General features: G+C 64.3%; 21 protein-coding genes. 6 read left to right on the top strand and 15 right to left on the bottom strand.

Annotated elements, in window-relative coordinates:
* Positions 1 to 48: 48 nt before the first annotated feature.
* Positions 49 to 2,499: a DNA ligase D gene (ligD, locus tag RBB31_RS09020; RefSeq protein ID WP_306128953.1), complete on the bottom strand. Its 2,451-nt coding sequence runs from the start codon at positions 2,497 to 2,499 to the stop codon at positions 49 to 51.
* Complete coding sequence (locus RBB31_RS09015) at positions 2,496 to 3,323, bottom strand: Ku protein (RefSeq protein WP_306128952.1); 828 nt, start codon at positions 3,321 to 3,323, stop codon at positions 2,496 to 2,498. The genes ligD and RBB31_RS09015 overlap by 4 nt, the downstream gene beginning before the upstream one ends.
* Positions 3,324 to 3,642: 319 nt before the next feature.
* Between RBB31_RS09015 and RBB31_RS09010 the strand changes: the two genes are divergently transcribed.
* Genes RBB31_RS09010 through RBB31_RS09000 form a run of 3 tightly spaced genes read left to right on the top strand, consistent with a single transcriptional unit; the run spans position 3,643 to position 7,297 of the window.
* Positions 3,643 to 4,143: a 2Fe-2S iron-sulfur cluster-binding protein gene (locus RBB31_RS09010; RefSeq protein ID WP_306128951.1), complete on the top strand. Its 501-nt coding sequence runs from the start codon at positions 3,643 to 3,645 to the stop codon at positions 4,141 to 4,143.
* A complete protein-coding gene (locus RBB31_RS09005; RefSeq protein WP_306128950.1) occupies positions 4,140 to 5,111 on the top strand; it encodes a xanthine dehydrogenase family protein subunit M in 972 nt (323 codons plus the stop codon). Before RBB31_RS09010 ends, RBB31_RS09005 begins: the two co-directional genes overlap by 4 nt.
* The gene (locus tag RBB31_RS09000) at positions 5,108 to 7,297 is read left to right on the top strand and encodes a xanthine dehydrogenase family protein molybdopterin-binding subunit (RefSeq protein WP_306128949.1); all 2,190 of its coding nucleotides are present in this window, start codon (positions 5,108 to 5,110) and stop codon (positions 7,295 to 7,297) included. Before RBB31_RS09005 ends, RBB31_RS09000 begins: the two co-directional genes overlap by 4 nt.
* A gap of 104 nt (positions 7,298 to 7,401) precedes the next feature.
* Here RBB31_RS09000 and RBB31_RS08995 read toward each other — a convergent pair whose 3' ends face one another.
* Both RBB31_RS08995 and RBB31_RS08990 read right to left on the bottom strand, forming a co-directional pair.
* Positions 7,402 to 8,763: an APC family permease gene (locus RBB31_RS08995; protein WP_306128948.1), complete on the bottom strand. Its 1,362-nt coding sequence runs from the start codon at positions 8,761 to 8,763 to the stop codon at positions 7,402 to 7,404.
* Positions 8,760 to 9,029, bottom strand: a complete 270-nt coding sequence (locus tag RBB31_RS08990; protein ID WP_306128947.1) for a hypothetical protein — start codon at positions 9,027 to 9,029, stop codon at positions 8,760 to 8,762. The genes RBB31_RS08995 and RBB31_RS08990 overlap by 4 nt, the downstream gene beginning before the upstream one ends.
* Positions 9,030 to 9,277: 248 nt before the next feature.
* Here RBB31_RS08990 and RBB31_RS08985 point away from each other — a divergent pair, with 248 nt between their 5' ends.
* Both RBB31_RS08985 and RBB31_RS08980 read left to right on the top strand, forming a co-directional pair.
* Positions 9,278 to 9,643 (top strand): hypothetical protein, encoded by a 366-nt coding sequence (locus tag RBB31_RS08985; RefSeq protein ID WP_306128946.1) that lies wholly within the window; start codon positions 9,278 to 9,280, stop codon positions 9,641 to 9,643.
* A gap of 110 nt (positions 9,644 to 9,753) precedes the next feature.
* Complete coding sequence (locus RBB31_RS08980; protein WP_306128945.1) at positions 9,754 to 12,228, top strand: vitamin K epoxide reductase family protein; 2,475 nt, start codon at positions 9,754 to 9,756, stop codon at positions 12,226 to 12,228.
* 85 nt (positions 12,229 to 12,313) lie between these two features.
* Here the strand turns inward: RBB31_RS08980 and RBB31_RS08975 are convergent, their stop codons facing one another.
* The 11 genes from RBB31_RS08975 to RBB31_RS08925 form a co-directional block, all read right to left on the bottom strand.
* Positions 12,314 to 13,162, bottom strand: coding sequence for an ABC transporter permease (locus RBB31_RS08975; RefSeq protein WP_306128944.1), 849 nt, complete (start codon positions 13,160 to 13,162; stop codon positions 12,314 to 12,316).
* 3 nt (positions 13,163 to 13,165) lie between these two features.
* On the bottom strand, positions 13,166 to 14,023 hold the full coding sequence (locus tag RBB31_RS08970; protein ID WP_306128943.1) for an ABC transporter permease: 858 nt from the start codon (positions 14,021 to 14,023) through the stop codon (positions 13,166 to 13,168).
* A complete protein-coding gene (locus tag RBB31_RS08965; protein WP_306128942.1) occupies positions 14,023 to 15,114 on the bottom strand; it encodes an ABC transporter ATP-binding protein in 1,092 nt (363 codons plus the stop codon). Before RBB31_RS08965 ends, RBB31_RS08970 begins: the two co-directional genes overlap by 1 nt.
* Positions 15,115 to 15,174: 60 nt before the next feature.
* The gene (locus tag RBB31_RS08960; protein ID WP_306128941.1) at positions 15,175 to 16,239 is read right to left on the bottom strand and encodes an extracellular solute-binding protein; all 1,065 of its coding nucleotides are present in this window, start codon (positions 16,237 to 16,239) and stop codon (positions 15,175 to 15,177) included.
* A gap of 149 nt (positions 16,240 to 16,388) precedes the next feature.
* Positions 16,389 to 17,534 (bottom strand): iron-containing alcohol dehydrogenase, encoded by a 1,146-nt coding sequence (locus RBB31_RS08955; protein WP_306128940.1) that lies wholly within the window; start codon positions 17,532 to 17,534, stop codon positions 16,389 to 16,391.
* A 1-nt stretch (position 17,535) separates the two neighbouring features.
* Positions 17,536 to 18,915, bottom strand: a complete 1,380-nt coding sequence (locus RBB31_RS08950; protein ID WP_306128939.1) for an aldehyde dehydrogenase family protein — start codon at positions 18,913 to 18,915, stop codon at positions 17,536 to 17,538.
* Positions 18,916 to 18,917: 2 nt separating this feature from the next.
* Positions 18,918 to 20,282 carry a glutamine synthetase family protein gene (locus tag RBB31_RS08945; protein WP_306128938.1) on the bottom strand — a complete coding sequence of 455 codons (1,365 nt, stop codon included), beginning with the start codon at positions 20,280 to 20,282 and terminating at the stop codon, positions 18,918 to 18,920.
* A 63-nt stretch (positions 20,283 to 20,345) separates the two neighbouring features.
* Positions 20,346 to 21,383 (bottom strand): TRAP transporter substrate-binding protein, encoded by a 1,038-nt coding sequence (locus tag RBB31_RS08940; protein WP_306128937.1) that lies wholly within the window; start codon positions 21,381 to 21,383, stop codon positions 20,346 to 20,348.
* Positions 21,384 to 21,442: 59 nt separating this feature from the next.
* Entirely contained in the window at positions 21,443 to 22,768 is a 1,326-nt protein-coding gene (locus RBB31_RS08935; RefSeq protein WP_306128936.1) for a TRAP transporter large permease subunit, read from the bottom strand.
* Complete coding sequence (locus RBB31_RS08930) at positions 22,768 to 23,346, bottom strand: TRAP transporter small permease subunit (RefSeq protein WP_306128935.1); 579 nt, start codon at positions 23,344 to 23,346, stop codon at positions 22,768 to 22,770. The genes RBB31_RS08935 and RBB31_RS08930 overlap by 1 nt, the downstream gene beginning before the upstream one ends.
* Positions 23,343 to 24,152 (bottom strand): N-formylglutamate amidohydrolase, encoded by an 810-nt coding sequence (locus RBB31_RS08925; protein WP_306128934.1) that lies wholly within the window; start codon positions 24,150 to 24,152, stop codon positions 23,343 to 23,345. The genes RBB31_RS08930 and RBB31_RS08925 overlap by 4 nt, the downstream gene beginning before the upstream one ends.
* 87 nt (positions 24,153 to 24,239) lie before the next feature.
* Here RBB31_RS08925 and RBB31_RS08920 point away from each other — a divergent pair, with 87 nt between their 5' ends.
* Complete coding sequence (locus tag RBB31_RS08920; protein WP_306128933.1) at positions 24,240 to 25,103, top strand: MurR/RpiR family transcriptional regulator; 864 nt, start codon at positions 24,240 to 24,242, stop codon at positions 25,101 to 25,103.
* The last annotated feature ends 83 nt before the right edge of the window (positions 25,104 to 25,186 follow it).

Raw genomic sequence — 25,186 nt, 5'->3', positions numbered from 1 at the left:
GCCGTTGGCGGGCAGACCTTAGAGCAACAGAACCGCGACATCGGATTGTCAGGCGGCGCCGCGCGACCAGGCTTCCAGCGCTTCCACCGCCTCGGTTCCGATGCCGCGCGCCGTTGCCGATTGCAGCGGGCACGGCCGTTTCAAACGCGTACTCATGTCGTCAACATGAAAGCCGTCGGGCCGGTTCAGGTCCTTCAGCTCGGCCCAGGTGACCGGCACCGCGATCGCGGCGCCGGGACGGGCGCGCAGCGAGTACGGAGCGATGGCGGTGGCGCCGCGCTCGTTGCGCAGCCAATCGATGAACACACGTCCCTTGCGCTTCGCCTTGGACATGGTGGCGGTGTAGCGATCGGGATATCGTTCGGAAAGCACGGTGGCGAACGTCTTGGCGAAGAATTTCACCGTTTCCCATTCACTGATGCGACGCAGCGGAACGATGACGTGCACACCCTTGCCGCCCGTCACCATTGGCGCGGCGTCCAGGCCACACGCTTCGAGGCCTTCGCGCACTTCTTGTGCCGCCGCCTTGACCACGTCGAAGGCAAGGCCTTCATCGGGATCGAGATCGAAGACCATCCTCTCGGGACGCTCGATCCGGTCGCGGCGGGCGCCCCAGACGTGGAACTCCAGCGTGCCCATCTGTGCTGCTCCGAGGAGACCCTCGGCCCCCGAAACATACATGTAATCCGCCGTATCCCCGTCCTTTTCCTCGATGGGCAAGGATTTGACTCCATCGGGGAAGCCCTTGCCGGCGTGTTTCTGAAAGAAACAGTCGCCCGATATGCCATCGGGACAGCGCAGTAACGCCACCGGGCGGTCGGCCGTCTGCTCGAGCATCCGTTCCGCCACGCGGGCATAGTGCCCGGCCACGTCGCCCTTGGTCAGCCCCGCATCGGGGTAAACGGTTCGGGAGGTACTGGAAATGCGAACACCGGCAATGGTCTTTTCGTCGTCGCCGCTGCCGGATTTTGCTTCGGCGCTGGCACTCACGGTGGTGGCCTCCTTGTCTTCGCGAAGCCCCTTGTAGACACCGTGGCGTATCCGGCCTTCGCTGGTAAACTCGGTATATTCCGCTTCGACCACCAACTTTGGAGTCACCCAGCGGGCGTCCCGGGCCTCGTCCGGCAAGTCTTCGTCGAACGGCGTTGTCTTGCGGGCTAGCGGCTTAAGCTCGGCCATCAGCGCCGTCATGTCGTCACCGTCAAAGCCTGTGCCCACCCGGCCCCGGTAGACCAGCGCGCCCTTTTCGTAGCTTCCCAGGATCAGCGAGGAAAACGGCCGGCCTCTCTTGTCGGAGGGAGACCAGCCGGCGACCACGAACTCGGCGCGGCGGATGCACTTGGACTTGATCCAGCCCTTGCTGCGACCGCTGCGATAGGGCGCGTCGGTACGCTTGGAAATAATACCTTCGCCCCCGGCCTCGCACATGGCGGCCAGTGCGGCGGCACCGTCGCCTTCGATGACCGGGCTGAGGCGCAGGGGGCCGCGGGGCGGTTGACCCTCCATGAGCCCTTCCAGCGCCTTGCGCCGATCCGAAAGCGGCTTGCCGGTGAGGTCCTTGCCATCGAGGGCGAGGATGTCGAAGAGGTAACAGGTCAGCGGATCCCCGGTCTTCAATGCCTTCTGGAGGGTCGAGAAGTCGCCTCCCCCGGCCCCTGCGATCACCTCGCCGTCGATCAGGGCCGAACCACACTCCAGCGCTGCTGCCGGCTCGCAAAGGGTTCCGAACCGATCCGACCAGTCCTTACCATTGCGCGAGAAAAGCCGCACCCCGCCCTTGCCGACCGCGATCACGCAGCGGTAGCCATCGAACTTGGCCTCGTGCTGCCAGCCCGCGCCTTCGGGCGGGGCGTCGCGCAGGGTGGCCAGCTGCACCTTGTGAAACCGGGGCAGCGGCTTGTCATGTTTCGCAGGTGTGGCGGCGGGTTTGTCGGAGGCGATCGCGCGCATCGCACGGCCGGTGGTCACGGACGTTCGGTGCTTGTTGATCAGCGCGTCGGCCGTGCGCCCGGCGAAATCATCGCGTTCCTTGATCAGAAGCCAGTTTTCGCGCTTCTCGCTCTTCTTTCCGCGCATCCGCACCAGCGCCCAGCCACCTTTCATCCGGGCACCATGCAGGCGGAAATGCAGCTTGCCGGCCTTCAGTCCCTCCTCGGGGTCGTGCATCGGCTCCCACCAGCCGTTGTCCCACAGCATGACGGTGCCACCGCCATATTCGTCCTTTGGAATGGTGCCCTCGAAGTCGCCGTAGGAAACGGGGTGATCCTCGGTTCGCACCGCAAGTCGTTTTTGCGAGGGATCAGCGGAGGGGCCCTTGGTGACCGCCCATGAGAGCAGCACACCGCCCCACTCAAGCCGGAAATCATAATGCAGTCGGCTGGCATCATGTTTCTGGACCACGAAGGAAAGCCTGTCTCCCCCGGCGTCGACAAGCTCGGCGCGGGGCTCGGGCGTGATGTCGAAATCCCGTTTCTTCTCGTATGCGTCGAGCGATCTCATGAGGCCTTCTTGCGGCGGGTGGTCTTGCCGCCCTTGCTCTGCTTAAGGCTTTTCTTCAGCGCATCCATCAGGTCGACGACATTCTCGGCATCGGCGCCGCCGCCGTCATCCGCGGCCTTGGCGCGGGGTGTCTTCCTGGATTTCATCTTGGCCGCGATCAGGTCCTTGAGGGCCGCCGCATAGTGATCCTCGAAGGCCGAGGCATCAAACGGCGCGGTCTTCTTGTCGATAAGCTGGGTGGCGACCTCCAGGAGTTCCTTGTCCGGAGCGTCGTCCTCGATCCCCGAGAACAGCGGGTCGGCGTCGCGGATATCCTCCTCGTAGTGCAGGGTCTCCATCAGCAGGCCGTCGCCGCAGGGGCGGATGGCGCACAGATATTCCTTGCCGCGCATGGTCAGTTGGCCCAGGCCCGCCTTTTTCGTCTGTCGCAGCGCGTCCCGGACCACGCGGTAGGCATCCTCTGCCAGTTCGTCGGACGGCACGACATAATAGGGCCGGTCGAACCAGATAGGCGCGATTTCCGAGGTTTCGACGAACTGGACCAGTTCCAGCGTCTTTTTCGTCTCGAGCTTGATGGCGTCGATCTCGTCCTTGTCGAGCAGGATGTAATCGCCGCCCTCGGTCTCGTAGCCCTTCATGATGTCATCGTTCTCGACCGGACCGACACCCTGCACGGTTTTCTGGTAGCGCACCGGCTTGCCGGACGGGCCGTGAATTTGCCGGAACGACACGCGCGAAGAGGAGTTTCGCGCCGAGTGAATCTCCACCGGAATTGAGACCAGCGACAGGCGAAGCTGTCCTTTCCACAATGCGCGCGATGCCATGTTTTGTGTCTTTCCTGCAGTCAAGCGTCCTTCGTCCGAGGCTTAACGCCCGAACCCTTACACGGGTTCAACTTCAAAAAAGCGCAAAGCAGGATAAAAGACCTCAGAATTGCGCCGGCCGATTTCATCGCTCACCTGCGGCACCGAACTGCGCCATTCCGACCGTCTGCGGCCCCGGCGGAACAATTCGCCCACGCGCCTGTTTCCCTTTCGTCAATGTCCTGCGTCTCGGCGCGGGACCGACCGCCTCTGCGGCAGCGCTCCGCGCCATCCCTGCCCCGCGCCCCGCGCCGGCGGCCCCGACAGCAAGGACATCAGGATGCAAACCACCCTCACCGTAAACGGCACCCGTCATCAGCTAGATCTGGACCCACGGGTGACACTTCTCGACGCCCTGCGCGATCACCTTTGCCTGACGGGTTCGAAGAAGGGATGCGACCATGGCCAGTGCGGGGCCTGCACCGTCATTGCCGATGGCCGGCGGATCAACGCCTGCCTCACCCTCGCGGTCATGCACGATGGTGCTGAACTCGTGACCGTGGAAGGGCTGGCGGATGGTGAAAGCCTCTCGCCGCTGCAACAGGCCTTCCTTGACCACGACGGGATGCAATGCGGCTATTGCACCCCCGGGCAGTTGTGCTCGGCCACGGCCATGCTGGAGGAAGTGCGCGCGGGGCGCGCCAGCCATGTCACCGGCGAGTTGGAGGGCGAAATGCGTCTGACCCGTGAGGAGATCACCGAGCGTATGAGCGGAAACCTGTGCCGCTGCGCGTGCTACTCGGGCATCGTGGCTGCCATCGAGGAGGCCGCGACGAAATGAGACCGTTTGACTATCACCGCCCGGACACCGCCGAGGCCGCCCTGAACGACGCCAGCGACGGCACTGCCTTCATCGGCGGCGGGACCAACCTGCTCGACCTGATGAAGCTGGAGGTCATGACCCCCGACAGGCTGGTCGACGTCAATCATCTCGGCCTAAACCGGATCGAGGAGACCGACGACGGGATAGAGATCGGCGCCACGGTGCGCAACTCCGACCTTGCCGACGATGCGCGCATCCGTCGCCGTTGGCCCGTGCTCTCCCGCGCGCTTCTGGCCGGTGCCTCGCCGCAGCTCCGCAACACGGCGACCACCGCCGGCAATCTGTTGCAACGCACCCGCTGCCCCTATTTCCAGGACATCGACGCCGCCTGCAACAAGCGTGACCCCGGTTCTGGGTGCGCGGCCGTCGGGGGCGAATTGCGTAACCACGCCGTGCTCGGCACCTCGGAACATTGCATCGCGCTGCATCCCAGCGACATGGCCGTGGCCATGCGGGCGCTGGACGCCGAGGTGGTCATCCGCGGTTCGGGCGGCAGCACGCGTACGACAGGCCTGCCCGACTTCTACCGGCTTCCCGGAGAGACCCCGCATATCGAGACGACCCTGGAGCCCGGCGAGCTTATCACCGCCATCCGCCTACCCGCGCCTCCGGGTGATAGGCAGGCCTACCGCAAGGTACGCGAACGCGCCTCATACGCCTTCGCCCTGGTTTCCACCGCGGCGGTGCTGCGAATGGAGAACGGTAAGATCGCCAGTGCCGCGCTTGCCTTTGGCGGCGTCGGCACGCAGCCGTGGCGCGATGCCGAGGTGGACACGCTGCTGAGGGACGAGCGGCCTTCGAACGCGCTCTTTGACAAGGCAGGTGAGGTGCTGATGCGGAACGCAGAGCTGCGCGAGGGGCTCGAATTCAAGAAGCCACTGGCACAGCGGGTGCTGAAAGCGGTGCTGACGGAGGTGACACGATGACGCTCGACTATCAGATAGACGGCCCAGAGAACGATGACCTTGCGAAACCGTCGCAAGACGGCGTTATCGGCGCCGATATGGAGCGGCGCGACGGGCGCAGCAAGGTGACTGGCGCCGCACGCTACGCCGCCGAGCATCTGCCGGAGGGTCTGTTGCACGGCTTTCTGAAGCGCGCGCCCGGGCTCGGTGCCGTGCGGATCGAGAATGCGGAGGAGGTTCGGGCGATGCCCGGCGTCAAGCTGGTCCTGCGGGACGCGCGCATGATCCGCAACGCCGCCCAGGGCACCGCGGGCGAAGCGCCGGTCCAAGGTGTTGAAACGGCAGACTACGTGGGGCAGCCGGTCGCCCTTGTCGTCGCTGAAAGTTTCGAGACCGCCTGGCACGCCGCCAACCGTCTCAAGGTTTCCTGCAACGGAGCGAGCCTGCCCGTCCTGCCGGAGAATGGCGAGGCGGATGACGACATGCAGGAGGAGTCCGTCACCGGCGAGCCCGAGGCCGCCTTTGCCGAGGCCGAGGTGCTGGTCGATGAAACCTACACCACCCCTGCCCTCACTTCGGCCGCCATGGAGCCGCACGCCGCCGTCGCGGAATGGGATGGCGATCACATCACCCTTCACGCTTCCCTACAGATGCTGCGCTACAATCGCGACGAACTGGCCGACAGCCTTGGGATTGCATCCGACAAGGTCCGCCTGCGCGCGCCCTTCGTCGGCGGTGGCTTCGGTTCCAAGCTGGGGATCTCGGCGGAATGCGTCGCCGCAGCGCTCGCCGCGCGCGAACTGGGCAAGCCGGTGCGCGTGGTGCAGCATCGTCGGCAGGTCTTCGAGGTCAACACCCGCCGTACCGAGACCCGGCAGCGCATTCGCCTCGCTGCCGGCCAGGATGGAAAACTGACCGGCATCGGTCACGAGGCGCGGCTCTCCAACCTGCCGGGAGAGGCCTTCGCCGAGCCGGTGCTGCAAGGCAGCTACTTCACCTATGCGGCGCCTCACCGGCTGCTGCGTTCCGAACTCGTTCGCCTGAACCGCCCTGCCGCCGGCTCGGTCCGTGCGCCGGGCGAGGCGGTCGGGGTGACCGCCTTCGAGGTTGCGATGGACGAGCTTGCCCAGAAAACCGGGCTCGACCCGGTCGAGCTTCGCCTGCGCAACCTTCCCGAGACGGACCCCGTTAGCGACACCCCTTTCTCCTCGCACCGGCTTGCGGACTGCCTGACACGGGGGCGTGACAGCTTTGGCTGGCAGGATCGCCCCACCCAGCCGCGCCAGCACCGCGAAGGCGAATGGTGGATCGGCACCGGCATGGCCGCGGCCGTCCGGGTCAACATGGTGATGGACGCCGAGGCGCAAGTGCGGCTTACGCCGGAAGGTCGCGCCGTGGTGGAGACGGACATGACCGATATCGGCACCGGCTCCTACTCGATCCTGGGCCAGATCGCCGCCGAAGGGCTGGGGCTCGCCGTGCAGGATGTGGATGTGACGCTTGGCGACACCGACCTGCCCCCCGGCTCGGGGTCCGGTGGTTCTGTCGGTGCGGCCTCCACAGGCACCGCCGTCTGGCTCGCGTGCGAGGAAATCCGGCGGCACATCGCCGGCCTCATGGGTTGCGATGCTTCGGATCTGACGCTGGTCGATGGTTTTGCGATCTGCGGCAACAGCAGGCGATCACTTGTCGAGCTGCTTGCGGGCGAAGCCGTAAGCGGTCGTGGCAAGCTCGAGCCCGGTGAAGCGCTGGAAAAGGTGCGCCAGGCCACTTGGGGCGCAGTCTTCTCGGAGGTCGCCGTCAACGACATTACCGGCGAGGTGCGGGTGCGCCGGATGCATGGCACCTTTGCGGTGGGCCGTGTGCTGAACCAGCGCACGGCGCGGTCGCAGGCACAGGGCGGCATGGCCTGGGGTCTGGGCCTGGCGCTCACGGAAAACATGACGCACGACCGGCGCGACGGCCACATCGTGAACCGCGATCTGGCAGAATATCACGTGCCGGTCCATGCGGATGTGCCGCACCTGGACGTGCAGTTGCTGGAGGATGCCGACCCCTGGGCCGGCCCGCTCGCGGCCAAGGGCATCGGCGAGCTGGGGATCTGCGGCTCGGGCTCTGCAATCCTGAACGCCATCCACCACGCGTGTGGCGTCAGGGTCCGCGATCTGCCCGCCACGCCTGATCGGCTCCTGGCAGGGCTGACATGACAGCCGGGGTCCGCGCCAGGTAGCACTGTGGACGTCGCCGCCTTGCGCGGCGCAACGGAGACCCAGACCGTCTGACATGATGCACCGGAGTCAATGCGCAGGGGCTAAGACTTGCGCATCCACAGCCGCGTTATGACCCACAGCACCACGCCGATCCCGATCAGTACGGCCGCGATCAGGTATTGGGACGGATCGCGGCCCGTCCATGGTCCGACGAGAAAGGCGCAGGTCGCGGCGCCGGTTACGGCCACCCAGACCGGGGTACGGAAATGGTCATGTTCGACCTTGTCGCGCTTCAGCACCAGCACCGCTATGTTGACGACCGTGAAGACGCCGAGCAGCAGAAGCGCCGTCGTACCGCCCAGTTCCGGCACTGCGCCGACGAATGTGATGAGCCCCGCCGCCAGGAGTGTCGTGAAAATGATCGCCGTCACCGGCGTCTGCCGCACCCGGTTCACCTTTCCAAGGACAGGAGGGAGAACCCCCTCTTCGCTCATGCCGTAGACCAGGCGACTGGCCATGAGCAGGTTGATCAGCGCGGAATTCCCCACTGCGATCATCGTGATCAGGCCGAAGACCCACGGCGGGAAGCCCGGAGCGCCCGCCTCGACGACCTTCAGAAGCGGCGTGTCGCCCTCGGCCAGGTCTTCGATCGGGACGATCGAGATCGCCACGATCGACACTACCAGATAGAGAAGCGCCGCGATGGCCAGCCCGCAGAAAAGTATCTTGGGAAAGATGCGGCTGGGATCCTTGGTTTCCTCGGCCATGTTCACGGAATCCTCGAAACCGACCATGGCGAAGAACGCCAGCGTGGTCCCCGCGACCACCGGCCAGAAGACCCCGTCCTCGTTCTCGCCGAATTCGAAGGCCTTGCCGATATCGGCTTCCCCGGCGCCGAAGACCATCATGCCGATCACCACGATGATAATCAGCCCCGTGAGTTCGATGCACGTGAACACCGCGTTGACCATCACGCTTTCGCCGACGCCGCGCAGGTTGATCAGGGCAATCGCCCCGACAAAGGCCAGTCCAATCAAAGTGACGGCAAAGGCCCCCAGCTCCAGCCCGAAGCCGGTCGAAAAATTCTCGGCAAACGCACGGGCGGCGGTGGAGGAGGATGTCAGACCGGAGGACATGACGGCGAAGGCGACGAGGAAGGTGACGAAATGGATACCGAAGGCTTTTTCCGTGTAGAGCGCCGCCCCGGCGGCTTTGGGATACTTCGTGACGAGTTCCAGGTAACTGCAGGCCGTCAACGTGGCCACGACGAAGGCCACGAGGAAGGGCATCCAGACAATGCCACCAACTTCTTCGGCGACCTTTCCGGTCAGGGCATAAATGCCGGTGCCAAGCACGTCGCCCACGATGAACAGGAGCAGGAGACCGGGGCCGATTGCACGTTTGAGCTTGCCGCTTTCGGCCGCCGGCTCTGCCGCGCCGACCTTTACGGCGTCGCCGGTCACGGAAGGTCCTCCGCAATCGGTCGCCGCCCATGTTTATCCTGCTCCTGTTCGAGAATGGCGCGCACTTCCGCCAGCAATGCCGCACCGCTATCACCGGGAGCGCCGTGGCCCGCACTTTCCGCCGCCAATTCGGTCAGCACGGAGTTCAGGAAGCTCTCCCTGTCGGCGCCGGAGTATGCTTCTTCGGCGAGCACCTCGTGCAATTCCTGGGGCCCGATCCAGCCTCCGGATCGCGTACGCAACCGACGGGTGATTTCCTGCGACATGGCCGAGACCTCCTGCAAGGAAAACCGCCGGTCATGCCGGCAGTTCCCGGCGGTGCGTGCGAGGCGAACGCGCGGCGGCAGCTTTCCGCTCAGTCGCCACGATCCGCGGCCAAAGCGAGGCCGGAATGGGGATGATCGGCTCCTGGCCCGGCGCAAAACCGCGCCTGTGGCGCGACAGGGCATCGGAACATTGTCGGCATAGGTCTGTTTCCTGAATCAACGCATTAGCGCGATTGAATGAGGTTCTGATGAGCGCCGAACGTGATCAAAAAGACCGAGACCCCGGCGAGAAAGCCGTGGCCGAGGAGCACTCTGGCGCGGCAGGCGCGGCACGACTGCGCGATCGGATCGACAGAGGCGCGAGTGGCGACAAGGTCGCCTTCCAGGACCCCGCCGCCGCGCCACTGGGCACCGATGATGAAGCGGCGGGAACACCGCCGAGTGCGGTGCAGGTTTCCACCGCCATGCAGCAGGAAGCGAGCCGCTCCGCGAAAGCCGACCGCAAGCGCGGGCCAGCGGACCTGCAGGGCGCCGGGTCGCCACCGCGCGCCTGGCTGATCGTCACGGCAATTCTTGCACTTGCGGCTGTGACGGCCGCGGTCATTGCCGCGTGATCGGAACGCGGCGGACGGCCCCGCGTTGGATTCCTGGAACCGATCACAGTGGGCGCACCTGATCCGGCGCAGTCGAGGTTTCTGCCGTATGGTGCAGCAAGAGGAACGAAATGAGCGAAAGGACAGAGCGCGCATCGGAAAAACCGCTGGTTCTGATCACTGGTGCGGCCGGCAACCTCGGCGGCGCTTTGACACGGCGGCTGGCCGACGATTACCGGGTGGTCGGCCTGGACCTCGAAGACGGCGAGGACATCTTCGCCTTCGATATCACGGATGCCGACTCGGTTCACGGCGCGATGGAACAGGTGCGTACGCAGCATGGCGACCAGATTGCTGCGGTCATCCACCTCGCCGCCTATTTCGATTTCTCGGGCGAGGACAGCCCGCTCTACGAGCAGGTCAACGAAAAAGGCACCCGCAACCTCTTACGCGCATTGCAGGAATTTCACGTCGAGCGCTTTGTCTACTCGGGCACCATGCTGCTGCACCGCCCCTCTTCGCCAGGCATCCCGATCACCGAGGATACCCCGGTGGAGCCGGGCTGGGCCTATCCCGCCTCGAAGGCGCGCACCGAGGAAGTAATTCGCGATGCGCATGGCGGAATGCCGTATGCTCTGTTGCACCTCGCCGGGCTCTATGACGAGCACACGGCCGTGCCGACTCTGGCCGAGCAAATCCGCCGTATTTACGAGCGCGATCCGAAATCCCACGCCTATTCCGGCGACCTCTCCACCGGGCAGGCTTTCCTGCACAAGGACGACATGCTCGAAGCCTTTGCCCGCACCGTCGACCGCCGCGGCGACCTACCAGAGGAGGTGACGATCCTGATCGGCGAGCGCGAGGCCATGGGCTATGACGCGCTGCAACGGCGGATCGCGCAGCTGATCCACGGCACCGAGAATTGGCAGACGCTCTCGGTCCCCAAGCCCATTGCCGCCGCGGGGGCCTGGGCGCAGGTCAAGGCCGAGCCGGTGGTGCCGGATGACTTCGACCAGGGCGAGAAGCCCTTCATCAAGCCGTTCATGATCCGCATGGCTGACGACCATTACGAACTGGACATCACCCGCGCCGAGGACCTGCTGGGGTGGACGCCGAAACATTCGCTCCGCGAGGAGCTGCCCGCGATGATCGCCGCGCTGAAGGAAGATCCGGCAGGCTGGTACGACGCCAACGGACTGACCAAACCACATTGGCTTCAGGCGGCCGGGGATCGCGACAATCCCGAGGCGCTGCGAAAGCGGCGCGAGAAGGAATTCCGAAATGCGCATGCCCGCAATATCTGGGCGCAATTTCTCAATATCGGGCTGGGAGCGTGGATGATCACCGCGCCGGTGATCCTGGGCTACACCGGCCTGACCGGGATGCTGGTGAGCGACATCGCCGCCGGCTTTCTGGTGATGATCGGCAGTTTCCTCGCCCTCTCCTGGCGCGCTGCTCTGGTGCGCTGGGGCGTGGCGGCGGTGGCCGCCTGGATCATGACCGCGCCGCTGGTGTTCTGGACCGAAAGCGCGGCGGCCTACCTCAACGGCACGCTGGCCGGTGCGGCGATCTTTGGCCTCGCGGTTTGCACCCGACCCGCGCCGGGGGTGGGTACAATGGCCGCCACCACGGGCCCGACCGTGCCGCCCGGCTGGGATTACTCTCCTTCCGATTGGACCCAGCGGCTGCCCGTCATCGGGCTGGCGTTCATCGGGCTTTTCGTCTCGCGCTATCTCGCCGCTTACCAATTGGGCCATGTCGACGCAGTATGGGAGCCGTTCTTCGCGGGCAGCCCCGACAATCCGCAGAACGGCACCGAGGAGATCATCACCTCCGATATCTCCGAGGCCTGGCCGGTGCCGGATGCGGGCCTTGGCGCGCTGACCTACCTTCTGGAAATACTTATCGGCTTCATCGGCTCGGCGCGGCGATGGAGGACGATGCCCTGGCTGGTGCTGATCTTCGGCATCATGATCGTGCCGCTAGGCGTGGTCTCGATCACCTTCATCATCATCCAGCCTCTGTTGCTGGGCACGTGGTGCACGCTTTGCCTGATTACCGCTGCGGCCATGCTGCTTCAGATCCCCTATGCGGTGGACGAGCTGATCGCGACCTGTCAGTTCCTGCGCCGTCGCCAAAAGGCCGGCGCACCGATCCTGCGGGTGTTCCTGACCGGCGACACCGATGATGGCCCGGACGAACGACGCGACGAGAGCTTCGAGCGGCCCACGGGTGCAATCGTGCGCGACATGCTGGGCGGCGGTGTGAGCGTGACCTGGGGGCTGACCGCAAGCGTGGCGATCGGCACCTGGCTGATGTTCACCCGGCTGACGCTGGGGACAGACGGCACGCTGGCCAACACCGACCACCTGATCGGCGCGCTGGCCGTCACCATCGCCGTCAGCGCCACGGCCGAGAGCATCCGCGCCGTGCGCCTGCTCAACGTCTGCCTCGGCGCGGCGCTGGTCATCTGCGCGCTGGTGATGGAGGCGAGCTGGCTGCAAAGCGGGGCCGATATCGCGGCGGGTGTCGCGCTCATTGTCGCCAGCCTGCCACGCGGGCCGGTCCGCCACACCTACGGCGACTGGTCGCGCGTGGTGGTATAAGCGAATGGAAACATCGGCAGAAACCCGCAAGACCCTTCGGACGTTCAGCGCCCACTGATGCGCCGCGTCCTTGCGATCGATACCACTACCGTCGCTGGAACAGGATCACGATAAGCGCCAGCAGCGATGAGCCCAGCATCAACAACAGGGAAACCGCGTTGAGAAGAGGCGTCGAGCCTTCTTTCAGCCGGTCGAACATGGCGATGGTCAGAGGCGCGTCGGAGCCGACCAGCATGAGCGTCGTGTTGAAGTTCTCGAAGCTCATCAGGAAGGCCACGACCAGCGCGCCGACCATGGCGGGCATCAGGAACGGAATGGTGATCGTGCGCACGGCCGTCAGGCGCGTGGCCCCGAGGTTCAGCGCGGCCTCTTCCAGTGTGCGGTCAAACTTTTGCAGGCGGGCGGTGATGACCAGCGTCGCGATGGTGGTGATAAAGGAGAACTGCCCGAGGATCACCAGCAGCAAGCCGGGGCGCAGGGCCTGAATATCCACCTCCGCCGCGTTCCAGATCCCGTTCGCCAGCGTCGAGGAGAAAACCAGGATCGAGATACCCAGCACGATCCCGGGAATGACCAGCGGTAGCAGCATCAGCACATAAAGCGCGCCCTTGCCGCGGAATTCGTAGCGGTTGAACAGGAAGGCGTTCGTGGTCCCGACGCTCACCGACAGGAATGCGACGCAGACCGCCACAAAGGCCGAGGTGCCCACCGCGCGCAGGATGCCGCGTTCGTGGAAGACGCCGATCTGGGGGCGGTCCTCTCCGAAGAACCAATTCCAGGTGAAGCCTTCCCACGGCAGCGACGGAAACTGGCTGTCGTTGAAGGCAAAGACCGCGACGACCGTGAGGGGAAGCGCGAGGTAGAGGAAAAACAGCAGGACATAGCCGCCGTAGAGGACGCGAAAGCTGCGGGAGCGGGGGATGGTCGGGATCATGGCCTACCCCATTGTTTCCTGCAGGGTGCGGCCCGTCAGGCGCAGCATCCCCCAGACGATCACCGAGGACAGCACCAGCAGCATGAAGCCGAAGGCCGCGCCCAGTTCCCAGTTGGAGCGGACGATGAACTGGTTGTAGATCATCTCGGTGAACCACAGGCTGTCCTTGCCGCCGAGCATGGTCGGCGTCAGGTAATTGCCCAGGGACAGCATGAAGACCACGATGCAGCCCGAGACGATCCCTGGCATGGCGTGCGGGATGATGATCTCGCGCAGGACCGACAGGCCGTTGCCGCCAAGGTCGTAGCCCGCCTCAACCACGCTATCGTCGAGGCTTTCCAGCGTCGTGACCAGCGGGACCACCATGAAGAGCATCGAGGTATAGACCAGCCCCACCATCATGGCCGCATCGTTGTAAAGCATCTCGACCGGTTGATCGGCCAGCCCCGCCCATTGCAGCAGGTTGGAGATGAGGCCGGTTTCGCGCAAGAGGATCATCCAGCCGAAGGTGCGCACCAGTTCCGAGACGTAGAACGGGATCAGGCAGAGCATGAACAGCACCTGTTGCAACCGGCCGCGTGCCATCTTGGCGATGTAATAGGAAACTGGAAAGGCGATCAGCAGTGTGATGGCGGTGGCCAGCACCGACATCACCGCCGTGCGCCAGAAGGTGCGCAGGTAGAGTGGCTCGGTCAGGGCCTTGTCGTATTGCATCAGGCTGGGCTCGTAGACGCCGAAACTGATGCGTTCGCGCAGCGAGATCATCAACATGTCGATATGCGGGATGACGATCAGCAGCCCCAGCCACAGCACCAGCGGCGTCAGCAGCAGGATGAACCCGATCCGGGCCTCGGCGCGCATCAGGCGGCCCCGGCAAAGCACATCGCCTGTGCCGCGCCCCAGCCGATATGCACTCTGTCACCGCGTTTCAGGCTGGCGAATTCACCGGTCTGGGGCAGCGTGACTTCGAGCGTTTCGCCGGCGTCGTCCTGCACCAGAACGCGCGAGGCGGCGCCGTTGAACAGGAGGCTGGTCACCCTGCCCCGCATCCGGTTCTCGAACTGCGCCAGCGCCTCGGCATTGGCGGCGAGGTGGACGGCCTCCGGCCGCACAAAAATCTCCGCGGCGTCGCCCTTGGACAGCGGTTGGGCGGCGGTGGCGCGCATGGCGAGGCCCGTGTCGGTGCGCATTTCCAGCGTCGCGCCTTCGACGCGGTCGATGCGCCCCGTCCAGCGGTTCGCCTCGCCGATGAAGCCGGCAACGAAGGGTGTGTCGGGCCTGTAATAGAGGTCCTGGCCGGTGCCGACCTGCTCGAACCGTCCGGCATTCATGACGGCGATCTGGTCGGACATGACCAACGCCTCGGACTGGTCGTGGGTGATGTAGACGAAGGTGGTGTCGAACGCAGCCTGAAGCGCCTTCAATTCGATCTTCATGTGCTCGCGCAGCTTGAGGTCGAGCGCGCCCAGGGGTTCATCCAAGAGCAGCACATCGGGTTCCAACACCATGCAGCGGGCGATGGCCACGCGTTGCTTTTGCCCGCCAGACAGTTCGTCCACCTTGCGCGCGCCGATGCCGGGCAGGCCGATCCGGTCCAGCGCCTCGTCCACCTTGCGGGCGATCTGGGCCTTGGCCATGCACTGCCGCCGCAGCCCGTAGCCGATATTGTCGGCGATGGTCATCATCGGAAAGAGCGCGAGGTGCTGGAACACCATGTTCACCGGGCGCTTGTTGGGGGGCGTGTCCAGAACCGTGCCGCCCTTGATGCGGATGTCGCCCGAGGTCGGTTCCAGAAACCCCGCGATCATCCGCATGATCGTGGTCTTGCCACAGCCCGAGGGTCCGAGAATTGAAAAGAAACTGCCCGGCGGTACGGAGAACGAGACGTCGTTAACGGCGGTCGTGTCGCCGAAACGCTTTACCAGGTCGACGCATTCAAGATCAGGGGTCATGCAGGGGGCCGTTCACAGGGCGGCACCCCCGGTGTGAGGGTGCCGCGTTTTCATGGGCGATCAGTTGGCGGCCTGGACGCGGTCCAGAACCTCGCCTTCGATGGCCTCCAGGCCGGCGGGAACCGGCGGGTACCACTTGATATTGTCGACCGCTTCAGGCGGGAAGCTGTCCTGGTACTTGGCCTTGAGCGCATCCTCGGCATACTCGTCCGCACCGGCAGAGGCGGTGAAGTTGCCCGCCGCCGCGGTGATCTTGGCCGATACCTCGGGCTGCATCACGAAGTTGATCCACTCGTAGGCCACGTCGTCGGCCTGGCCCTTGGCGGGCAGAACGAACGTGTCGATCCAGCCCAAAGCGCCAGAGGCCGGGGCGACGAAGGTGATGTCGGAATTGTCCTCGTTCAGCTTCCAGCCGCCGGTGTCCCACGCCATCGACGCGGTGACCTCGCCCGAGCGCAGGAGGTTCATCAGCTCGTCGCCGCCGCTCCAGTAGGCTTTGACGTTGGATTTGCACTCGGTCAGCTTGGCTTCGACCTTTTCCATGATCTCTTTGTACTTGGCCTCGTCGTCATAGGCGGCGAACGGGTCTTCGCCCATGGCGAAGGCAAAGCCGATCAGGGTCGGGCGCTTCAGGCGATAGGACACCTTGCCTTCCAGCGCCGGGTCGCAGAGGTCGGTGTAGTCCTTGACCACGTCGCCCGCCTCGGCGGTGTTCAGCACCAGGCCGGAGGTGCCCCAGACATGCGGCACGCCGTAGACCTCGCCGTTGACGGTGGTGTTGCCCTTGGTGGCTTCCAGCATCGAGGGGATGAAGAGCGACTCGTCGATTTTCGACATATCCATGGGCTTGTAGATGCCGAATTCCATCTGCGGGCCCATGATGCGGTCTTGCGAGGGCTGGGCAAGGTCGAAGCCGCCGCCGCCCGTGGCGCGCAGCTTGGCGATCATTTCCTCGTTGTTGGATTTCGTCACCTCGACGGTGTGGCCGGTCTGTTCCTCGAACATCTCGACGACCTCGTCAGGGGCGTAGCCGCCCCAGGTCAGCAGGCGCAGCGTGTCGGCAGTGGCGGCCTGCGACAGGCCGAAAACGGCCAGGCAGGTTGTGGTGAGCAAAGTCTTTTTCATGGGTGTCCCCCTCTGGTGGATGATTGTTTGCGTGCAGGATGGTCAGCATTGACCATTTGGTCAAACTCTTTGACGAGTCGTTGCCTTTTGCCCGAGTTTCTTGACAGTTTCTTGTCAGGCCCCCTGCCCGGTCGCTTTCTTCTTTTGCGTCAAAGACAAGCCTCGAAAAGTTTACGCGTATTCTCGGGCGTCATCTCGATCGGGTTGCCCCCGGTCGACGGATCCCGCAGCGCCGCATCCACAAGCGTGTCGAGGTCGGGGTCGATCACGCCCAGGTCGGTCAGCGTCCTGGGGATGCCGAGGCTGTCGTTCAGCTGATCCACGAAGGCACAGAACCCGTCGAAACCGCCCTCGATGCCCAGATAGGCCGCCGCCGGGCCGAAACGGTCGCGGATGGCGGGGGCGTTGAATTGCAGGACGGCGGGCATGCAGACCGCGTTGGTGGTGCCGTGGTGAGTGTGGTGATGCGCGCCGATGGGATGGCTGAGCGCGTGAATCGCCCCCAGTCCCTTCTGAAAGGCCGTGGCGCCCATGGCGGCGGCGCTCATCATGTTGGCGCGTGCCTCGATATCGGTGCCGTCGGCATAGGCGCGCGGCAGGTAGTCCTTGACCAGCCGCATCCCCTCCAGCGCGATGCCCTGGCTCATGGGGTGGTACTGCGGGCTGGAATAGGCCTCGACGCAATGAGCGAAGGCGTCGAGGCCCGTGCCCGCCGTGATGTGCTTGGGCATGCCCACCGTCAGTTCGGGGTCGCAGATGACGATTGCGGGCAGCATCTTGGGGTGGAAGATGATCTTTTTCTCGTGGGTGGCCGAATTGGTGATGACCGACGCGCGGCCCACTTCCGAGCCGGTGCCGGCGGTGGTGGGCACGGCGACGATGGGGTGAATGCCATCGGGGTCGGCGCGTGTCCACCAGTCGCCGATATCCTCGAAATCCCAGACCGGGCGCGTTTGTCCGGCCATGAAGGCCAGCGTCTTGGCCAGATCAAGCCCAGAGCCGCCGCCGAACGCGATGACGCCGTCGAAGCCGCCGTCGCGGTAGAATTTCAGGCCTTCCTCGACATTGGCGTCCGAGGGGTTGGGATCGACCTCGGCAAAGATCGCGCGGCCCAGCCCGGCGGCTTCCATCAGGTCGAGCGTCTTGGCCGTGATATGCATGGATTTCAGCCCCCGGTCGGTGACCAGAAGCGGTTTCGCGATGCCCGCGGCGCGGCAGGCCTCGCCGATCTCGGCAATACGTCCTGCGCCAAAGCGCATGTTCGTGGGATAGGACCAGTTTCCGGTAAGAGCCATGTCAGATCTTTCTCAAGTGATAGGATTTGGGCCGCGTGAGGGCCTGGTAGGCGAGTTTCGACAGCCCCGCGCCGTGGCCGGTGTCCTTGCATCCGGTCCAGCACAAGGCGGGGTCGAGGTAATCGCAGCGGTTCATGAAGACGGTGCCGGTCTCGATCCGGTCGCCGATGCGTTCCGCCGCCGCGCTGTCGCGTGTCCAGACCGAGGCGGTCAGGCCGAAGCGGCTGTCGTTCATCAGGCGGATCGCGGTGTCGTCATCGGGCACGGACATGATGCCGACCACGGGGCCGAAGGTTTCGTCCCGCATCACCCGCATGCCGTGGGTGACGTTGGTCAGGACCTGCGGGGTGACATAGGTGTTGTCGCCGTCATCGGCCTGCATCCGGTCGATATGGGCCGTCGCGCCATCCTCCAGCGCCTCGGATATCTGCGCGCGGACTTCGCGGGCAAAGCGGATATTGGCCATCGGGCCGAGGGTGGTTTCGGGGTCGAGCGGGTTGCCCAGTTTCTGCGCCTTGACCCAGGCGACGGCCTTTTCGACGAAGGCGTCGAACAGGGGTTCGGCCACGTAGATCCGCTCGATCCCGCAGCAGCATTGGCCCGCGTTGAAGATCGCGCCGTCCATCAGGCCATCGACGGCGGCCTCGACGTCCGCGTCGGCGCGAACGTAGCCGGGGTCCTTGCCGCCCAGTTCCGTCGAGACCGGCGTGAACGTCCCGGCTGCGGCGCGTTCCATCGCCTGCCCGCCCCCGACCGAGCCGGTGAAGTTCACGAAATCCACGTGGCGGCCCGCGATCAGCGCGTCGGTCGTGTCGTGGTCGATCACCACGTTCTGGAACACGTCCCGGGGCACGCCCGCCGCGTGCAGCGCCTCGGCCAGATGCTCGCCCACCTGCAAGGTCTGGCTGGCATGTTTGAGGATGACGGAGTTGCCCGCGATGAGCGCGGGCGCGACCGTGTTGATCGCCGTCATGTAGGGATAGTTCCACGGCGCCACGACCAGGACGACCCCCCAGGGCACGCGCTTGATGACGCGGCGGGCGGTGTCGCTGTCCTCGATGATATCCTCGGCCAGACCTTCGGCGGCCACGTCGGCCATGTAGGACAGACGTTCGCTGAAGCCGCCATATTCGCCGCCATAGCGCACGGGGCGGCCCATCTGGTGCGCCAGTTCAAGCGCCATGCGGTCGGTGTCAGCCCCGATGATCTCATTGGCTTTGCGCAGGGTGGCGACACGCTCGGCCAGTGGCTTTGCGGCCCAGTCCGCCTGTGCCGTCCGGGCCTTGTCGGTCGCAGCCACCGCCGCGTCGAGGTGCAGCACATCCCGCGTGATATAAACCGATCCGTCGATCGGCGAGATCAGGTCAACCGTCTTGCTCATGCTCATGCCCTTTCAAATCCGCGCGCGATTTCCCAGTCGGTCACGACCGCGTCGAACGTCTCCTGCTCCACCTCGGCGGCGCGGGTGTAGTGATCGACCACGGCGTCTCCCATCACCCGGCGCAACATGTCGGAATTGCGCAAAAGGTCGGTGGCCGCGCGCAGGGTGTGGGGCAGCATCGGCACATCGTCCATCTGGTAGACATCGCCGGTGACGGGGGGCGACAGCTCCAGCCCCTCCTCGATGCCGCAGAGCCCGGCGGCCAGTTGCGCGGCACAGGCGAGATACGGGTTGATGTCCGAACCCGGCGTCCGGCATTCGATGCGCACGCCCTTGGTGCCATCCCCCACCAGCCGGTAGCAGGCGGTGCGGTTGTCGATGCTCCATGCGATCTTGGTGGGGGCAAAGGTGCCCGGCATCAGGCGCTTGTAGCTGTTGATGTAGGGCGCGAGGAAATAGGTGATGTCGGTGGTGTATTTCAGCAGGCCCGCGACATAGCTTTTCAGCGTGTCGGACATGGTCAGGTCGGCGTCCGCATCGTAAAACGCGGGGGTGTCGCCCTTGAACAGCGACTGGTGAATATGCGCGGCGGAGCCGACCTTGTCGGCGTGCCACTTGGGCAGGAAGCTGGCGGCATGGCCATGCTGGTTCGCGATCTCCTTCACCGCCTGCTTGGCGATCGTGTGGTGATCGGCGCAAAGCATGGCCTCGGCATAGCGGATGTTCAGCTCCTCCTGCCCGGTTTCCGCCTCGCCCTTGGTGTTCTCGACCGGCACGCCCGCCGCATAGAGCAGGTTGCGGATTGGGCGCATGACATGCTCTTCCTTGGTGGTCTGAAGGATGTTGTAATCCTCGTTGTAGCCGCTGAAGGGCGTCAGGCTGCGAAAGCCCTCGCGGCGGATCTCGTCGAAGGATTTCTCGAACAGGAAGAACTCCAGTTCGGTCGCCATCATCGCGGTAAAGCCCATCGCCTCGGCCCGTTCGATCTGGGCCTTGAGGATCTGGCGCGGGCTGTGGGGTACCGGCTTGTGGGTGTGGTGGTCCAGGATATCGCACAGCACCATCGCCGTGCCTTCGAGCCACGGCACGAGGCGCAGCGTGCCAAGGTCCGGCTTCATCACGTAGTCGCCATAGCCCTTTTCCCACGAGGTCGCGGCATATCCGTCCGGCGTCGCCATTTCCAGGTCCGTCGCCAGAAGGTAGTTGCAGCAATGAGTTTCCACGTGCGCGCTTTCAAGGAAGTTCGACACGTGGAACCGCTTGCCCGCAAGCCGGCCCTGCATGTCCACGAGGCAGACGAGCACCGTGTCGATCTCGCCTTTGGAGGCAAGCTTCTTGAGAGCGTCGAAGCTGAGATTGGCGGTCATGTGTGTTCTCCTTGAAATGAACGGAGCGCCTTGCGGGAAGGCGCTCCGGGTCTTTGGGCTGGCTTACTCGAAGTTGTAGGGCACGCCGGCCTGGTTGATGACCGAGTTGTACTCGCGGAAGATGCCGACGATCTTCTCGTGAACCTCGCCTTCCTGGGCGACCTCGTCCCAGAATTCCTTGGCGGCGTTCTCGACCTCGGCCCATTCGGACGCGGGCACCGAGCGCAGTTCCAGCTTGTCGCCGTTGGCGCGCAGCGCGGCCTCGCCGCCCCAGTACCACTGGTTGCGGTAGGTGTGACCGGCCTCGACCCCGGCCATGACGACCGATTTCAGGTGATCGGGCAGTTCGGCCCAGCGTTCCTGGTTAGCGAACCACGAGCCGATCCATGCACCCGAGATGTTGTTGGTCAGGAAGTAGTCGGTCACGTCGGCCCAGCCCACGGTGTAATCCTCGGTGATGCCCGACCAGGCCATGCCGTCAAGCTCGCCGGTCTGCACGGCGACCTCGGCGTCCTCGTAAGGAATGTTCACCGGCACGACGCCGAACTTGGCCAGGAACCGGCCCGCCGTGGGGAAGGTGTAGAGCTTCAGCCCGTCGAGGTCGTCGACCGAGGTGATTTCCTTCTTGGTGTTGAAGTTGCACGGGTCCTGCCCCGCCGCCGACAGCCACTCTACGCCGACCTTGCCGTATTCCTCGCGCCAGATATCGGCGAGGCCGTACTGGTTGAAGAGCACCGGCACGTCGAGGATGTGCTTGGTCGCAAACGGGAAATACCCGCCGAACATGCGCAGCGGCGTGGGCGAGGCCATCGAGTCGTCGTCCGAATGGACGCCGTCGATCGTTCCGCGCTGAAGCGCCTGGAACAGCTCGCCGGTGGGTACGATCTGGTCGGCGTAGAACAGCTCGATCTCCAGCTCGCCATTGGAATTGGCGTTGATGTAGTCGATGGCCGGTTTGGTCACCTGTTCGCCAAGCGCGCTGCCGGCATAGGTCTGGAAGCGCCACTTGATCGCGGATTGCGCCTTGACGATCGCAGGGGTTGCAAGCGTCGCCGGTACGGCCGCACCGGCCGCTCTCAGGAAATTACGTCTTGTCGTCATTGTTATACCCTCTCTGTTAGGTTCAGTTGCTCGAACGCCTTGTGACCAAGGTCTTTTGTTTAATTTCCATAGACATACCCCGGCAGCCAAAGCGCGATTTCGGGGAAGGTCATGATCGTCGCCAGCGCCACCACCATGACCAGCACGAAGGGCAGGATCGAGGTGTAGATGTCCTTCAGCGTGATTTCGGGCGGCGCCATGGCGCGCATCAGAAAGAGGTTATAGCCGAAGGGCGGCGTCATGTAGGCGATTTGCGTGGTGATGGTGTAAAGCACGCCGTACCAGATCAGGTCGAAGCCGAGCGCGCCCACTAGAGGCACGTAGAGCGGTGCCACGATCACCAGCATCGCGGTGTCGTCCAGAAACGTGCCCATCAGGATGAACGACAGCTGCATCAGGATCAGGATCATCCAGGGGCTGAGGCCCAGCTGTTCGGTGAAGAGGCTCTCGATCGCCTTGACCGCGCCCAGCCCGTCGAAGACCGCGCCGAAGGCCAGGGCCGCCAGGATGATCCACATGAACATGCAGGAGATGCCTAGCGTCTTGCGCACCGACGTCTCGAACACCTGCCGCGTCATGCGTCCCTTCACCACGGCGGCCAGGAAGGCGGCGATGGCGCCGATGGCCGAGGATTCCACCAGGGATGTCCAGCCGTTCACGAAGGGCACCATCATGGTGAAGAAGATGAAGAGCGGCAGCAGGCCCGCGCCCAGCAGGCGGATCTTTTCGCCCATCGGAATGTCGCGCTCCTCCTTGGGCAGGATCGGGCCGAGCGTCGGGTTCAGGCGGCAGCGGATCACGATGTAAAGGATGAACATCCCGGCCATCATCAGCCCCGGCAGCACACCGGCGAGCCAGAGCTGCCCAACGGGCTGGCGGGCGATCATGGCATACAGCACCAGAACGACGGAGGGTGGCACGAGGATGCCCAGCGATGAGCCCGCCTGTATCACACCGGTGACCATCCGCTTGTCGTAGCCTCGTTTGAGCAGTTCCGGCAGCGCGATGGTGGCGCCAATGGCCATGCCCGCCACCGACAGCCCGTTCATGGCCGAGATCAGCACCATCAGGCCGATTGTCCCCACGGCCAAACCACCGGACAGCCCGCCCATCCAGACGTGGAACATCCGGTAGAGGTCGTCGGCAATGCGGCTTTCGGACAGGATGTACCCCATGAAGATGAACATCGGCAGCGTCAGCAGCGGATACCATTTCATCACCTTGATCGCAGCGGCAAAGCCAAGGTCGTACCCGCCCCGGTCCCCCCACAGGAAGAAGGCCGCGATGACGGCGACGAAACCGATGGCGCCGAAGACCCGCTGGCCGGTCAGCAGCATCAGCATCATGGATGCGAACATCAGCGCGGCGATGGCTTCGTAGGGCATCAGGTGCGGGTCCCCTCGGGCCGGGCGTCAGAGCTGTCTTCGTCCTTGGGGCCCATATCATGCCCCTTCAGCCGCAGGATATCCTTGAAGAATTCGCTGACGGCCTGAAGCAGCATCAGGAAGATGCCCACGACCATGATCAGCTTGATCGGCCACAGGTAAGGCCGCCAGACGCTGTTGCTGCGCTCACCGCCATACTGGAAGGAATACATCAGGCTGTCCCAGCCGCCCCACAGCAGGAAGGCCAGGTAGACGATCAGGAAAAGCACGGTAATGGCGTCGACCTGCGCCTTGCGCCGGTCGCTCCACTCGCCATAGAGCAGGTCCATCCGCACGTTCGAGCCCATCTGGATCGAGTACGGCCCGCCGAGAATGAAATAGGCGACCATCGCGAACTGCGCCATTTCCAGCGTCCAGAGCGAGGGGTTGATATCGAGCCCGATATCGCTGCCCAGCTTGGTGAAGGACGACCACAGCAGGATCGCCATCATCGCGAATATCCCGTACATCACGATCCGCCCGATCCAGCGGTTCATGCGGTCGACGACCGCGACATATGTCAGCATGATCCCGGTCATGCGGTCGCGGCCTTTCGGGCAAGCGCGATGGTCAGCAGATTCGCCAAATAGGTCGCGATCCGGTCCACGTCCGAAGTCTCGCCCAGCAGATCGTTGCGCACCTCGAGCATGACGTTCCTCAGCCCGCGCGCGGTGGCATGGCGCGCAAGCGTGTGAGTGACCCCGTCACGGGCCGAGTAAGGCTCGTTCAGATGGGTGACCAGCGTGTCGTCAGCGGCCGTCAGCATCGCCGTCGCAAGCCCCGCGTCGGCATCATGCAGCAAGCCCAGCTGCGTCCTGCGGGGCGTGCCGTGCCATACCGGTGCAAAGCTGTGTATCGTGACGAGCGCGGGCGGCGCCTCAAATCCATCAAGTACGTCGGATAGCGTCTCATGAAACGGATCATAGACCTGTGCCGTGCGCGCGGCTTTCTCGGCGTCGCTGAGGTCGCGATTTCCTGGCACCTCGATCTCGCCGCTCTGGTACGGCATTGCATCCGGTGCCTCTGGCGGGCGGTTCAGGTCGTAGACCAGACGCGAGACCGTCGCGAGAACCAGCGGCGCGTCCAACCGCAAGGAAAGCGCACGCGACAGCGCCTCGCCTCCTATGTCCCATACCGCGTGCGAAAACCGATCTTCGGGCGCCAGTCCAAGCGTACCAATCGCGGGCGGAATGACGGCGCTGGCATGTTCGCACACAAGACACAGTGGCGCCTGCCCGCCGGGGTTGACCACCTCGGCGACGGGCCCGTCGCCGGCGCCCAGAATCTGGTATGTTGTCGATCCATTCACACCGGCCATTAGTGTCAGCGGCCGGAAAACTGTCAAGAAATTTCCGTAGACGAAATTACGCCACTGGGATAGCTTGTAACAATTGCTTCAAACTTCTGGCAGCTGCTTTGAAAGAGGGCACTGGTGGCACGGACAGTTATCGTCAAGGACACGCTCAAGGACAAGGCCGGCGCGCTGACCCCGGCGGAGCGGCTGTTGTCCGACACGCTGCTGCGCGACTATCCCATGGCCGGGCTGCAATCCATCACCAAGCTGGCCGAGGCGTCGGGCGTATCGACCCCAACCGTGATCCGTCTGGCGAGGAAACTGGGCTTTGACGGCTTTCCCGAGATGCAGGCCGCCCTGCGTGAAGAAGCCTCTGCCCAGATCAAGAAACCGATTCTCAAGCGCGAGGGCTGGCCGCAGGGGCGCAAGGATTCGCCCGCGTTCCGGAATTTCGCCGAAGCGGTGTTCGACAATTTGAACCAGACGATCGAGCGGCTTGACCCCGCCACCTTCGACGCGCTGGCCACGGTGCTTGCCGATACGCGCCGCAGCATCTTTCTGCTGGGCGGGCGTATCACGCGGTCGAACGCGGATTATTTCTTCAACCACCTTCAGATCGTCCGCCCCGGCGTGACGCTGTTGTCGCAATCCCCCAACGTCTGGCCGCAATACCTTATCGATATGGGGCCGCGTTCGGTTCTCGTGATCTTCGACATTCGCCGCTACGAGGCGGACCTCGCGCGGCTTGCGAGCCTGGCCAGGGACCGCGGCGTGGTCATCGTGCTTTTCACCGACCAATGGGGCTCGCCGATCTCGCAGACGGCCGATCACGTCATCAACTCGTTGGTCGAGGTGCCCTCCAGCTGGGATTCGACCCTTGCGATCAACCTGATCGTCGAAGCGCTTATCGCCGCGATCCAGACACGGCGCCTGGAAAAGGCGCGCGACCGGATAGAAGAACTGGAGGACATGTTCCGCTCCACGCGGATATTCCGAAAGTAGGTATCTGAAGACCGGCAAATCGACCGCGGCCCAAACTGCTCAAAATTTGGACGCAAGAAGCGGCGCATCCCTGCAAAACGAAA

Source organism: Roseovarius sp. MMSF_3350 (genome assembly GCF_030733425.1).
Lineage (GTDB): Bacteria > Pseudomonadota > Alphaproteobacteria > Rhodobacterales > Rhodobacteraceae > Roseovarius.
This window is presented reverse-complemented; position numbering and strand designations above follow the sequence as displayed.